General features: G+C 35.8%; 10 protein-coding genes. 2 read left to right on the top strand and 8 right to left on the bottom strand.

Annotated elements, in window-relative coordinates; all coding sequences use genetic code 11:
- Window positions 1–25: 25 nt before the first annotated feature.
- The 4 genes from J3U18_RS08485 to gss all read right to left on the bottom strand — a co-directional run bounded on the left by J3U18_RS08485 (window position 26) and on the right by gss (window position 9,484).
- Entirely contained in the window at window positions 26–2,698 is a 2,673-nt protein-coding gene (locus tag J3U18_RS08485; RefSeq protein ID WP_267353627.1) for a putative virulence factor, read from the bottom strand.
- On the bottom strand, window positions 2,695–5,721 hold the full coding sequence (locus J3U18_RS08480; RefSeq protein WP_065562899.1) for a virulence factor SrfB: 3,027 nt from the start codon (window positions 5,719–5,721) through the stop codon (window positions 2,695–2,697). The genes J3U18_RS08485 and J3U18_RS08480 overlap by 4 nt, the downstream gene beginning before the upstream one ends.
- Window positions 5,722–5,729: 8 nt before the next feature.
- Window positions 5,730–7,379: an SrfA family protein gene (locus J3U18_RS08475; protein ID WP_267353625.1), complete on the bottom strand. Its 1,650-nt coding sequence runs from the start codon at window positions 7,377–7,379 to the stop codon at window positions 5,730–5,732.
- Window positions 7,380–7,591: 212 nt separating this feature from the next.
- A complete protein-coding gene (gene gss, locus J3U18_RS08470) occupies window positions 7,592–9,484 on the bottom strand; it encodes a bifunctional glutathionylspermidine amidase/synthase (RefSeq protein ID WP_267353623.1) in 1,893 nt (630 codons plus the stop codon).
- A 181-nt stretch (window positions 9,485–9,665) separates the two neighbouring features.
- Between gss and ybeD the strand changes: the two genes are divergently transcribed.
- Both ybeD and J3U18_RS08460 read left to right on the top strand, forming a co-directional pair.
- Window positions 9,666–9,932, top strand: a complete 267-nt coding sequence (ybeD, locus tag J3U18_RS08465) for a DUF493 family protein YbeD (RefSeq protein WP_034883735.1) — start codon at window positions 9,666–9,668, stop codon at window positions 9,930–9,932.
- Between the two features lie 67 nt (window positions 9,933–9,999).
- Window positions 10,000–11,277 carry a bifunctional O-acetylhomoserine aminocarboxypropyltransferase/cysteine synthase gene (locus J3U18_RS08460; protein WP_267353621.1) on the top strand — a complete coding sequence of 426 codons (1,278 nt, stop codon included), beginning with the start codon at window positions 10,000–10,002 and terminating at the stop codon, window positions 11,275–11,277.
- Between the two features lie 46 nt (window positions 11,278–11,323).
- Here the strand turns inward: J3U18_RS08460 and adk are convergent, their stop codons facing one another.
- Genes adk through bamB form a run of 4 tightly spaced genes read right to left on the bottom strand, consistent with a single transcriptional unit; the run spans window position 11,324 to window position 14,914 of the window.
- Complete coding sequence (gene adk, locus J3U18_RS08455) at window positions 11,324–11,968, bottom strand: adenylate kinase (protein WP_267330565.1); 645 nt, start codon at window positions 11,966–11,968, stop codon at window positions 11,324–11,326.
- A gap of 33 nt (window positions 11,969–12,001) precedes the next feature.
- Window positions 12,002–12,253: a zinc-ribbon domain-containing protein gene (locus J3U18_RS08450; protein WP_267353620.1), complete on the bottom strand. Its 252-nt coding sequence runs from the start codon at window positions 12,251–12,253 to the stop codon at window positions 12,002–12,004.
- 3 nt (window positions 12,254–12,256) lie between these two features.
- Window positions 12,257–13,723: a ribosome biogenesis GTPase Der gene (gene der / locus J3U18_RS08445; RefSeq protein ID WP_065562904.1), complete on the bottom strand. Its 1,467-nt coding sequence runs from the start codon at window positions 13,721–13,723 to the stop codon at window positions 12,257–12,259.
- An 18-nt stretch (window positions 13,724–13,741) separates the two neighbouring features.
- Complete coding sequence (gene bamB, locus J3U18_RS08440) at window positions 13,742–14,914, bottom strand: outer membrane protein assembly factor BamB (RefSeq protein ID WP_065562905.1); 1,173 nt, start codon at window positions 14,912–14,914, stop codon at window positions 13,742–13,744.
- Window positions 14,915–14,917 lie beyond the last annotated feature (3 nt).

Here is a 14,917-nt window from a genome sequence, read left to right as displayed (position 1 = left end):
AACCATCTAATATAATCACAACATATTATTTTATTTGCGATTGTTTAAAGATAGTTAAAACCTCACCAAGTTGAGAATTTTGTTCTTGACTAATTTCACGCCCAGCGTGATGCCCGACATTTTCTTGTGCCAGCACCGCAAATGCAATAAACCAATCAAATATAGCAAACTGAGAATAATTTTTAGTCTTATCATCAAGCACTGGAAGTGGATGAGATAATTGACTTGAAAATTGGCTCAATGGTGAAGAAAATATAGGTTTACCTTGATTAACACGGCTTGTCGGTATTTCATTTGCTTGCCCTTGAATAAACCCAAGCCAAGCAATAAAGTCGGTCAAAAAGAGATGAATAGAGCTAATTTGTCGAGACTCAAGATCATCACGTTTACTTCCCATATTTTCGATATCTAAAATTTTCTGCGTTAAACTTGCTTCAAGTTTTAAACGGTTAGCGGCAGTTATTAATTCTTCAACAATAAAAGAGAGTGATTTTTGCTCAAGTCCAAAAAATTGTAATATATGTTTATCTAATACAATATTTCTTAAATGCTCCAACCATGCAGTAAATACGTTTTTCGCAAATTTTGATTCAGTAGGTAAACCAGCAACAGCTTTAGGTTTTAGAGGAGAGCTAGAATCGGGGAACAGCTCAAATTCAGTATTTAAACCAAAATCGTTTGAAGAATTATCTAATATATCATCACTACCTGTACTGCTAACTTCATTATTTATATGGCTTGAATGATAAAGGGCTCGAATAGTTTGATCTGGCAATTCTAAAACTTTAAGTAGTTCGCCTAATAATAACGCTTTACCTTGTAGTTCTTTTACTACACCACTAATGATTTGTTTTTTCTTACCAAGTTCTTCATCACTGCCGGCTTGATACCAAGTATCAAAACGCATATTGATGATATAATCTATTTTCTCATTGAGTTGCTCAACAATTCGTTGTTGTTTAACTTCAGTAATAGCGACTTGTTCTAAATATTGGCTAATCCGACCAATTCCACCATCATTTAGCTTCAACATCGCATCCCAAGCTTGGTCTGGATCGCTTACATACTCTTTAATATCTGGATTTTCAACAAATGTCTTTTTCAAAACTGACATTTCTTGTTGATAATTATCATTATAAGATAATTCAAGATTTGCCTTGGCGTCGACATTTAAAAACGGTACATCAAATCCAGGTTTACGAACCAAAAATACATTATTAAATTTACCATTATTTGACCAATTGGATAACCAATCATAGCTTCCAAAACGTTCTAAAATAGTTTGTTGTAATAAGCCACCTTTACCCCAAGTATTACTTAGATTATCTTCTGATTGATGTAATGATGCTCCAATTCTTTTATCAAACATGGTAATAGCCCATAGTAAGCCAGCTTTTTTAGTGGCTCTTTTCTCAGCAGTTTCACCTTGCGTTTTATCAATCCAACGTTCTAATACTGGACCAACATCATTAACATCTGACTGTTTATCTGATGGAGTACAAACAACCAAAACATTCATTTCTTGGCTATCAGTATATTTCTCAAATAGATAAGCAACTTTACCACGCAATAAAAGTTGAGCAATTGGATTACCTTCTTTAACATCAGAGATAGAAATTAAATTTAATCGACCTCGATATCCAGGAAAATCAAGTAAATCGACCTTCTCAAAAGTTGGTACTCGAGTTTGATTTACTAAGGGGAAGATTAATTCTGCGGTTAAAAAAGCTAATTGAGCTAATGATATCGAAGTTGGTATTCCATTAAGTGGTGTAACGGATACAGATGAATCTTTCTCCGTATTTAACCTTTCAAGCATATCAACATTCATTATGCTATCAATCTGTGACTTTTTACCATCATGCTCCTTCACCAATACTGAAAGAGGTGCATAAATAGTATTAGCATGGTTTAAACTTGACAAGGTCGTAGCTAACTGCACATAAATTGCAGTGAGTTCACTTATGCCTCCCCACAACACAGAGAATAAAGCACCTCGGTCTACAGTCGAAAGATAAGGTAGTAAAGACACAGCTTTCTCCCAATACCCTCCTTTTAAACCTTCAAGTGAATTACCAAAGTTTTCAGATAAATAATCATAGAGATCAACAATATCATCTTCAGTTATACCACCCGTATAATCAGATTGTTTTTTATTTTCAGATTGTTGAATAAGTTGATTTAACTCTGAAAATTCAATCTTATTCACAACTTTCTGTTGATCAAAATCTTTAAAATATGCATTAATTAAAATTTTAACAATTTCGATTTCTTGAAAAAGTTTAAGCTCTAGCGGATAGTTGGCAATGCCACCTTTAGCGGTACGACTAAATCGAGTAACAAGTCCCGTTGCCTCTTTACCACCGCCAACAGGATTGACATGATCAATAAAATCTAAAATTTCATTATCGACAACGGTTTCAAGCTTACCATTCTCACCCGCAGCTAACGCTGAAATGAGATAAGATTTACCTGCTTGCGACAATCCAAAAAAGCCCACTGCAACAGACTTGGTTGACACATCACCCAATCGTTTTGCGCTATTACGCAAACGACGTAGATCTAGAATTAAATTATCAGCCTCATTGTTCAAACGCTTTGATGAATCTCGGGTTTGACTCACCCACTCTATTGCCTGTTCTGATGCTTGATAAACCTGTTCCCAAGATTTAGGGAGTTGTTCATTTAAATTTTTCATCGTTTTATCATTCCACTATCAAGCCAATATTGTGTGCTAATTAAACCTGAATTTACCATTGTGTTTAAATTAAGTTTGATATCCTTGGTTTTATTACAAGCACGTCCATCTGAAGCTTTGACATCTTTAATATAAAAATTCTCAACAGTTTTTTGTCGATTTTTAATGCCTAAAGTTACCTCTAAAACCACACCCTCAGCACTCAACCGTTTAGCAACATCACTATTTTCAATAGTCAAAATATAAATTGGTGATGCAGGCCAACGATCGATTTCAAGCTGTTTAAAACCAAGCCTTGTTGTGCCTCTAATTTCGAAAGAATGGTCAGGAAAATCATAATCAGGATCATCTAAATCAATATCTTGATAATAAATATTTTCTTTCTTTATCATGTTAAGATTATCTAACAAACCAATGTATTTGACTGTTGAATATAAATCCATATTCGATGATCTAAAATAGAAATTCGGTAATCTTAAGTTTTTACTTAGAAAACATAACATAGCGCCAACAGCAGCCGTTGTTTTTGGATCATCAATACGTTCTTGTTTATGGAATGGATACCATCCACCTGTATAATAACCATGTAATGGTAATATACGTCCTACTGGCATTGATAATCGTGAACGGAAATAACTTTGTACACCAGGCAGCCGCGAAGGACGGCCAGTTAATAACAATACATCACATTGATAACAACTAATAATCTCTGATAACGCGTCAAACGTTTTACAAATATTGTAATAATCACCACGAATAAATAAGTGATGAATACGTTTAAGGTCAATTTCTACATTTAAATCAAGCACAGAAAATTCAGGATTATTTAATGCTCGACTAATCGGTTCATTAATAAAATTCAGAACATGATCGGTCATCGCATTATTTTGCAGTAATTCACTAAATGTCATGTTATAAACATGCTGCTCAGCATGTAATGGATCATAAAGCTCATAAAGCTTTAATACATGCAAGCCTACTGGCGTAAACAGTTGTAAAGTTAATTGTTGGCGCAGTACTGCATCTTGTATTGATACCTGCTGAGAACCAATGATAGTAGATAAAATCGGATTAGGATCTGCAAGCCCAGCTTGTTTTAGCCCATTGTTTAGCGAAGATAAAACGGTATCTTGAATAATATCAAGTAAAATATCATCACCAGCGACTTTAAATCCATCACGAAAACGTTGTGTAGGAACAATGTAAGCATTACTGCCACTAAGCTGTTTATTAGCACCATAATCAAGTTCATAATCATTTATAACTAAATCAGTTGTGCCACCACCAATATCAACGGTCGCAATCGTTAATTTTTGTTTATTAGTTTTATCTGGTCTGACCATTGAAGCTATAAACTCTTCTGATCGACCATTATAATTGTTTTGAGTTTCATTAAAGAGATAGACCACTTGGCCACAGGTCGCTTCATCCCACTGAATGTAAATTTCAGGGATGTTTGGCCATATACTTTTTAATTGTTCAGGATCACTAAAATCTATATCATCGTCAGAACTATCCCAACCTAAACTTTTCCATACCAAACCGATAGCTTGATAAACACAGCTTTTAAAGATAGCTTGTTCTGGTTTTGGCATCGCTGGGGGAATAGTAAGAATAATTGAACGTAAATTACGAGGCGTTCTAGCGTGTTCAAGCTTATTACGCTGAGCAACACTATTTATTTGCATTAAAGCATGCATTAATACTTCACATAGCATAAATGTCATCAGTGAGCTACGTGAATATTTTGGATGAAACACAGGCATTTTACGATCAAATTCTTCCTCAATTTCATTACTGAGGACATGCAGTGCTTCACCATATTCATTAATTAAGCTAGAGAACGGCTCTGCCGTTGCAAAGGGTTCATGATCGCTCTTCACATAATGAGAATTGAATCGCCAACCTTGCTCATACTTCTCCTGATCCCATAAATAACGTTTTGGACTTGAAAGCCCCGTCGCACCTTCGTTCCCTTCACGACGACTTGCTAAACGACTGGCTTCTTTTCCAACTCGTACAATACTAGGCCAGCGGAAAGTATCACGTCGTCCACTTTGTAAAGAAAAGTGCTCTTTACCAAAAAAGGTTTGTGCAAATTCTACTCGACTCTCAAAAGGTTCATTATAGATATGTTCAGGTTGAGTTAAATCCCGAATTTCAAGCTCATAGCGACGATTTAAGCTATCTTTATCTTGAACGTGATCTTCAATTAGTATTCCACATGTTCTAGAATTACCAACATCTAAAATCATATCAACAGGAATTGATTTAACCACATCATCTCGATTATTTGAGACAATTTTGATTTTTGGTAACTGTAATGAATCAGCAAGCAAATTAAGAATATTTAAATAATGACCATAGTAAGCTTTATTATTTATTTCTAACTCAATATCATCTTTATGAATTTTTAGTCGCTCTGGTTGGGGCGCTAACTCTTGAAATAGATCAATTAACCAACTGGTGATCCACTTTTGCTCTAAGTACCAAGCAACTTGATCTGAACGATGAGCTAAACTAAAAACAGCTCCTGTTTTGACATCATTTTCAGTCGGCGCTAAATAAGCAACGTCCTGCATATTGCTGAAAATTTTTGTATCGAAGGCGAATGTAATGCGGTGTGTATTGCCATCAGCATCTTCACCTTCTGGAATACTAACAATTCGAACTCGACTCCAGTTATGCGGGCCTTTATCAAAACGCTCTGGTGGCATTGATCTTAAAACTGGCACAGGCAACCAAATGCCATCAAACAGTTTTAATGATTGGTCAACACTTATCTCTTGAGTTGGTGTAACAGCAAAAGAGAGATTATCCGGCGCAAAAAATTTACCACTATCGATATCTTCAATTAATCTAACTAGTGCTCCGCTTTCTGATGGATCAATAAAACAGCCATTAACTTTACTTCGCCATTTATTATCTTTCCAATCTATTTTTAATGCAAAATCAAGAAACTGAATTCCACTATTCATGATAAGTGTGACTTCTTGACCATAATTGCGTATTTCTGGAAGCATATACAAACCTATTGTTTTTTCATCGTAATTGGGAATGAAGTCCCGTTATCATAAACCCCCTGACAATCAGCTTGATTATTTTTGCCAGGTTTACACTGAATATTTGGTAATTTATATTTAGTATTATCACTACAAGTAGCTTCTGTATTACCCACAATATTTAAATTCGCGTTTTGAATACCACTACCGACCTTACCAACACATTTGACGCCATCACTACGAGTAAGCATCACTTCACCATTGCCTTGATTAAAATTATAACTTAATTGTAATGGTTTACCGGTTGCTTTATCTTGAATACCGGCTCCAACTGACCATTGGCCATTTAAAAAGTTAGTTGACCCTTGCTTTAATGCATCAGTAGGTAAAGCTAAATTTTGGGATTGATTAGCATTGGTATCAGGTGAATTACCTTGATTAGAAGTGTTAGCTTCAGAATTATTAACGACATCTGGTGGTGTCGTTTGAGCATTTTTATCGTCATTATTCTGACCATTTTGATCCACGTTTTTATCATCAGGCGAATTAGGATTATTCGGGGTATTATTATCTTCACTCCCTTTATTTCCTTGATCACCTTGATCACCGTTATTTCCTTTATCATCAGGATTATTTGCATCAGGAGGCGTAGGTTGAAGTGGATCTGTAACACCATTTGCAGTATTTTCTACTGTTTCATTTGGAGCAGCAGGTGGTACAGCTGAATTATCAACAGCAGCAGAATCGGTAGGAACTGCATTCACTGCATTAGGATCTACAGCAACAGTCCGATTTGATACGACACCATTAACCACACCAACAGGTCTGTTATCTATGATAACTTCTTTAGGTTTTCCCTCAGAATCCTGTTTATTATCCTCTGGTTTTTTGAGTTCTTCTGGTTTTTCTTCTTTCTTTTCATTGTTAACAACAGAAGGATTAACTTTATTATCTATTGAGATATTTGGATCTAAAGTTATACTTGGTTTTAACCAATAACCTTTTAACCACAGCAACGCTAACAATAGTAATAAAAGGAGTAATAATCCCAATAACCAAACCCACCAACGCTTCCACCAAGGCTTTTTAACAACAACAGGTATTTTTTGAGAAGGTGCGGGTGCTGTACTTCTAAAGGCCTCTAAACAATAAAATGGCGAGGTCGCTTGTGGTGTTTGCGGATTAACAAAGCCCCAAAAAGTAATAACGGGTTTGCCATTAACAATATAAACAAACTGATTGCTAGGAAAGCGTATCGCCATCAAATTAGGTTCAAGGCTATCTGCGCTTTGTTTAGGATCATAGATAAGCCGACTAAAAAGTAGTTGGTCACCTTCTAAATTGGGGTTTCTAGATAATTTTTGACCTAATTCGATAACTTTGTTTTCAAAATCTTTAAGCAAAACTAGAGCAGATTCTTTTTCTGATTCACTAGCCGATGTCCAAGGAACAATATCATATTCCCCATCAGGTGAGTCTGAATCGAAAGGGATATACCAATCAACAATATTACCCTGATCATTACGTTGTGGGATAGCTAAACAATCTGAGTATTGACGCCCTAATTTGACTCGGAACATTTCGCGAATTTGAGAAGCAACAAGATAAGCCGCTTTCCCATCATGCCCGAGCATCTTGAAATCTTTTATATCACCACTTCGAAGTAATGTGTTTGCCATATATTTCCTGATATTCCTTTAAATTACTTATATTTTTTGTAATTATTATTTAATTAAATCAATTCTATCAGAAATAGCAAGTTGTTGTCATTGTTAACCCAAAAGATAATATGATTTTTTTGTCATATTTAATTCTTTATAATGATTTAAATTATAAATATTCAACTAATTAATGACTAAATTGTTAAATTAGATCTCAAAAACCCCGTTCCTCAACTTTTTTTTGATTTCTGTTTTAAAAATTCTTCATCCGTTAACACTCGTAGTGGTTGCATATCACTTTCTCCTCTTATAACCAAAGAAGGATCAGAACGTAAACACGCACCTCCATAATGACCACCAACGGTGAAAGTACAAACTTGCAAATAACGATCATCAACTTTTGGCAAACACCATAATTCTTGATAAATATTTTCCTGTTTTGCAAATCGTCCAACAGTTTTATCCAACACTTGTTCATGACTACCAACTAACTCAATATCACTACCTCTTCGCCCGGCAATAGGCTTAATTGCGTAGCCTTTTTTGATTAAGTTGTCATTAAGTTCAAATGTAGATTCAAGCAAATAACGATGATTCGGAAATAGAGACCATAATACAGGTAAAATAGCTTTATTACTTGGGATTACAGTCCATAAAGGCTCAAAAACAGATACCTCAGGCCGCAGCAATACATCAATTAATCTAACCGCATTTTCAGGATGCCATGTTCGAATCGGCAATCCTGCTACTTGTGCTTCACTTTCTTGGCGTAATTGTTCAAGTACAGTTTCCCATGCCCACGTTTTCCAGACACAGGTAACTTGACGATCTTCATCATCAACTAAGCGTCCGCGTTTATCCCATCTTAACCCGGTTAGTCCTCGTAAAATTTTACTTTTAAATCCAGCTTGAGTCAGGGCCTTTTGCATAAATAGTGCATGATAATTTTCCTCATTGTCATTATCTTGCATAATGTGTACAAATGCTTTTGCGTCGCTATGCTTCCAACAACTAGCTAAAGCATTGAGTAATCCTGCACTCGGGTTTACCCCAACATTTAATTCGGCTTGGATTGCCCAATTTTCCAATATTTTTCCAGCTTCGGTATGACATGATGCAGAATCAGCATTGTATTCATAAACTTTAAAGCCTCTCTCATCCATACAAAAATCTAATCGACCAGTGATCATTTGATAACGCCGTTGCTGCCAAGATAACCGAAGTCTAGGCCAAAGAATTTCAGGAATATTGAAATTGCATAATAAATTATCATCTTTTAATACTTTATCTGTAGCATGTAAATACATTAAATGAAGTTCATTTGTGGCACGAATAAGTTCCTGTTCTGCACTTTCAGAAATAGTGAAATAGCGATATTGATCATCATGACTAATAGCATGGCCAGTTGCTGACACATAAGCGCTTTCTAACGGATCGTTTTCGTTTAGCCATTTGCCATCAAATTGACCATGATTTTCAATGTGTACGCTGTGGATTTCGAGTAAGCGCTTATTAACTTCAGGTTGTGGTAGGCTGTGAAGTGTATTATCAGTTTGAATCATCCAACCTAAAATTTTAGTATCATCAAAAGTATCATGTAAATAAAAGCCATCATCAGATACGGTCATCTCCAACTCACGCGTCCATTGCTGACCAATAGGAAGTCGGGTATGGATAACATTTTGTTCCGCAATTCGAATTTTATTATCAAAAACTTCAGTAACAATAGCAACATGGCCTGTTCTATCAAATATACCGCCATCATCCCATATTAATAATGCTCCTGCTTCTGGGATTTTTTTACTGCCGTTAGCAAATGCTTGTAATGGTAAAATTGCTTCATTGATAACCTGGCGAAGAAACCTTAACGAGAAAATTTCATGTGCCATGCCAACATCAGTAAAAACAATACCATAATTTAAAAATAAAAATCTTCTGGCAAATTCAACACATTGCCACTTGTACCCCATATACTCATGACCAGAATAGCTTCGAAATGAAGCATCATTAGGAAATTGTTCAGGATCTAATGTTTCATAATCAGATGAATAAATTGCGACACCACCTGGTGCATAACCAAGTAATGTACCAAAAGGTTCTTTATTAGCGGATTGGGATGACATGTTATTTTAGCCTTTTAGAATAATAGTAAGGTAGGTTTTACTAAGCTATGTTAGAATTTGCTTATCATAGATCAAATTATAAGCTTTAAAAAGTGATGTTTATGGCTTGAAGAATAATAAATTGACTATATATATTAGCAAAAGTTAGTAGTTATATTGATAAAACGAGAAAAAGACTATTATGCAACAAACAAAATTAAATGAATTATTAGATTTCCCTTGTTCTTTCACTTATAAAGTAATGGGTGAAGCAAAACCTGAATTAGTTGATAAAGTGGTGTCAGTTATTCAGCGCCATGCGCCTGGAGATTATACACCGTCGATTAAACCAAGTAGTAAAGGTAATTATCATTCTGTTTCAATTACGATTAATGCAACACATATTGATCAGGTGGAAAGTTTATACAAAGAATTAGGTGAAATAGATATAGTGAGAATGGTTTTATAATTCTTTACTTTTTGGTAATTTTTTGCACAAAATAAGAGTCTTATAGTTGTAAATATGAGGCTCTTATATGAAACCAGAAACAATTGTTTTGCACGCAGGCTATACTCCTGAACCAACCACTCACTCCGTCGCTGTTCCCATATATCAAACGACATCTTATGCTTTTGATGACACACAACATGGTGCCGATTTATTCGATTTAAAAGTCGCGGGGAATATTTATACTCGAATAACAAATCCAACAAATGCAGTACTTGAAGCACGTGTTGCTGCTCTTGAAGGTGGTATAGGCGCTCTTGCGGTAGCATCTGGTATGGCTGCTATTACTTACGCAATACAAGCCATCACATTTGCTGGAGAAAATATTGTTTCAGTTTCTAAACTTTATGGTGGCACATATAATTTACTTGCTCATACATTGCCTAATTTTGGTATTACAACTAAATTTGCACCACACAATGACCTAAACGCTATCGAAAACCAAATTGATAACAAAACTAAAGCAATATACTGTGAAAGTATAGGTAATCCGGCTGGTAACCTTGTTGATTTGACTGCACTTGCTGATATTGCCCATCGGCATGGTATACCATTAATTGTTGATAATACAGTTGCCAGCCCTGCCCTTTGTCGACCATTTGAATTTGGCGCTGATATAGTTGTACATTCATTAACTAAATATATCGGTGGGCATGGCAATAGTTTAGGTGGAATGATAGTTGATTCTGGTAAATTTCGTTGGAAAGATCATGCCGATAAGTATCCTATGTTAAACCAACCAGACCCTTCTTATCATGGCGTTTCTTATACTGAAAGCTTTGGTGATGCAGCTTATATTGCACGTTGTCGAGTAATACCTCTTAGAAATATGGGAGCAGCTTTATCGCCATTTAATACGTTCTTATTATTGCAAGGTCTTGAAACACTCTCTTTACGTATTGAACGTCACTGCCAAAATACACTTAAAGTTGCTAAGTATTTGGCTTCACATCCTCAAGTTGAGTGGGTCAATTATGCAGGGCTTATTGATCATCCAGAACATCATCTAGCCGTAAAACAAATGGATAATGGATTACCTGCCGGTATTTTGTCTTTTGGTATTAAGGGTGGAAAACAAGCTGGTGCAAAATTTATTGATGCCTTAAAATTGATTATTCGTTTAGTCAATATTGGCGATACGCGTTCATTAGCTTGTCACCCAGCATCAACTACGCATAGGCAACTCAATGATGAAGAATTGCAAAAAGCTGGTGTAAGCCAAGAAATGATACGTTTATCAATTGGTATTGAACATATCGATGATATTATTGAAGATTTAGAGCAAGCGCTTAACTCAGCTAAATAATAAATTTGATAATATGAGGGATGGGTATCATCCCTCTTTTTAAAAATTAACCTAAAATTTTAGTTAATTCATTAGTCACAGCTGAAACAGCTTGTGTTCCATCAATGCGGTAATATTTAGTTCGACCTTCTTTCGCTTCATGTTGATAATAGTTAACTAAAGGTTTAGTTAAATCATGATATTCAACAAGACGTTTACGAACAATCTCTTCATTATCATCTTTACGGATAGTCAATGGTTCACCCGTTACGTCATCAATATTTTCCACTTTCGGCGGATTATGACGAATATGATATACACGTCCTGAACCAGCATGAATACGGCGACCACTCATACGATCAATAATAACTTCATCAGGTACATCAAATTCAAGCACATAATCTACATTAATTCCGGCTTCTTTCATTGCATCCGCTTGTGGAACTGTGCGAGGAAAACCATCTAATAAAAAGCCTTTTTCACAGTCGCTTTGTGCAATACGCTCTTTAACTAAAGCAATAACTAACTCATCAGTAACAAGCTTACCATTATCCATAAGCTCTTTTGCTTGTAGACCTAGCGGGCTACCTGCTTTTACCGCTGCACGCAACATATCACCCGTTGAAATTTGGGGAATGCCATATTTTTGCATAATAAATTGAGCTTGAGTTCCTTTTCCTGCCCCTGGTGCGCCTAACAAAATAATTCGCATAAAATAACCTCTTATGGCTTTAAATATAAATTTCTATTCTGGTAAATAATGAAATATCACTTTACTGCTGGAGATTAAGCCATCAGTGTGACAAATGTAGTTTATAGCACCACAACCTTTAACTATTTGAGCACTTTGCTGACAAATTGGACAGATATACTGTTCTAGATAATGTTGCTTGCAATGAGGACAGTCATAATGTTGTGGCGACACAATGTCCATTTTATTATGGCATTTCGGACAAATACCTCCTTGCCCCTCATCAATACTCTTTTTTGTTGTCATACGTTATTTACGCCCCCGTACATGTTTCATTAATCGACGACGTTTACGTTGTTGGGAAGCCGTCAAACTATTTTTTCGGCCTTCAAATGGATTTGCGCCTTCTTTAAATTGAATTCGTATTGGTGATCCCATAATTTTTAATGAGCGTCTAAAATAATTCATTAAATAGCGTTTATAAGAATCAGGTAAATCTTCAACCTGATTACCATGAATAACAACAATTGGTGGGTTGTATCCACCTGCATGAGCATATTTTAATTTTACTCGACGCCCTCTCACTAATGGTGGCTGATGGTCATCTTGCGCCATTTGCATGATTTTGGTTAATAATGCAGTATTAACACGACGTGTCGCACAATCATATGCTTCTTGGATCGAGTCAAATAAGTTTCCTACACCACTGCCATGAAGTGCAGATATAAAATGTAAACGAGCAAAATCGATAAAATCAAGCCGATCATCTAACGTCGTTTTTACTTGCTCTTTGATATCTTGTGATAAACCATCCCACTTATTGACTGCAATAACAAGTGAGCGCCCACTATTAATAATGAAACCAAGCAAGGACAAATCTTGATCAGATATGCCTTCTCGGGCATCTATTACTAAAATAACAACATTAGCATCTTCTATCGCTTGCAGAGTTTTAATAACAGAGAATTTTTCGACGGTTTCTGTTACTTTACCTCGTTTACGAACTCCCGCTGTATCTATCAAGATATATTCACGATCATCACGCGTCATGGGGATATAAATACTATCGCGTGTTGTGCCGGGCATATCATAAACGACAACTCTCTCCTCACCTAAAATTCGATTAGTTAGTGTTGACTTACCTACATTTGGTCTTCCAACAATAGCAACTTTGATTGGCTGGTTGATGAGTGAGTCAGCTTCATCTTCAATGTCATCATAAGATTCAGGAAGCTCTTCATCTTCTGAATCATTTGATAAGATTTCATGCTGATCATCTTCAAAATGGAAAATAGGATCGAGTACAGTTTCAATTAAAACATTTACACCACGACCATGACTTGCTGCAATCGGATGAATGTCCCCTAATCCTAAACTATAAAAATCAGATATTGCGCTATCTGCATCAATACCATCAATTTTATTAGCAACTAAAAATGTTGCTTTTTCACGAGCACGAAGATGCTTAGCAATTGCATGATCAGCAGGCATAGCACCAGCTCTTGCATCAACTAAAAAAAGGACAATATCTGCTTCTTCAATTGCTTGTAGGGATTGTTCCGCCATAAAGCTTTCAACCCCATCTTCGGTGCCATCAATACCACCAGTATCAATGACTATATATTCATGCCCTTTGATTTCTGCTCGTCCGTATTTACGGTCACGAGTTAATCCCGGAAAATCAGCTACTAAGGCGTCTCGAGTTCGAGTTAATCGATTGAATAAAGTCGACTTTCCTACATTCGGACGACCAACTAGTGCGACAACAGGTACCATATTTTTTCTCTAATTACCTTAATTTTTTGTGAATGCGTAAATATCACCATTTTTAGCTTGGACAATAACTTTATTGTCGACAACTAATGGTTTCGAAATCAATCCACTACTACTAACTTGTGTTTTAGCAACGACTTCACCGTTATCTTTATTTAACCAATATAGATAACCTTCAAAATCACCAAGAACAATATAGTTTTCATATAAAACAGGATCGGTTAATTGACGATGTAACAAATCAGCTTGAGTCCATAGTACTGTACCACCATTTTTGCTGACGGCTTGTACATTATCATCTTGATCTACAACAAATAAATGTTGACTATCAACTGCAAAACTATGCGTTGACCCCATCTCTTTACGCCATACAATCTGACCATTACTTAAGTCAAGTGCTACAACATTTCCATTATACCCAATTGCATAAGCTAAATTACCTTCGATGACAGGGGTTGAATCAACATCATTCAATTTTGCAATTTCAGTTGATCCACTTGGGTGTGAAATACGTTGTTGCCAAATCAGTTGTCCATCGTTTAAGTAGTAAGCATTTACATGGCCAGTGTCATCACCAAGTATTGCTGCGCCATGTGCAATTGTTGGGGTTGAATTACCTCTTAATGAAAGAGGTGGAACTTCAAGCATTACATCCCATACATCCTCACCGGTATTACGATTCAAAGCTTGTAAATTACCACTTGCGGTATAAACAATGAGTTTATCTTCAGAAGAAATAGGACGAGCAAGTACTTCGCCTTTTACCGGTTTTTCCCAAATAACATTACCATCATTACGATCTAAAGCATATACAACAGCACGTTCACTTCCAACATATACATATTTATCATCTGCACTTACACCGCCAGAAAATAGCGCTGTTTTGCTGCTAAATAATGTACTTTTTGACAAATTTTTATCCCATATTGTATGACCATTTAATAGATCAATAGCTTTAACTTGTCCGCTTCGGCTAGCAGCATAAATAGCATTATCATAATTAATAGGACCTAATAATGAATAAATATGTGTATTGCCTGATGTACTATTTCGCCATACTTCTTTTATTGAAAATTGGTTACTTACTTTCGGTGAAGGTGATACTTGTACTATCTCTTCTTCTCCACCAAACAATGAACATCCAGCAAGTGAAAACATAAAAACACTAATAGAAAGACATTTTGTTAACTTCATTGT

The organism is Gilliamella sp. B3482 (genome assembly GCF_026536805.1).
Lineage (GTDB): Bacteria > Pseudomonadota > Gammaproteobacteria > Enterobacterales > Orbaceae > Gilliamella > Gilliamella apicola_E.
This window is presented reverse-complemented; position numbering and strand designations above follow the sequence as displayed.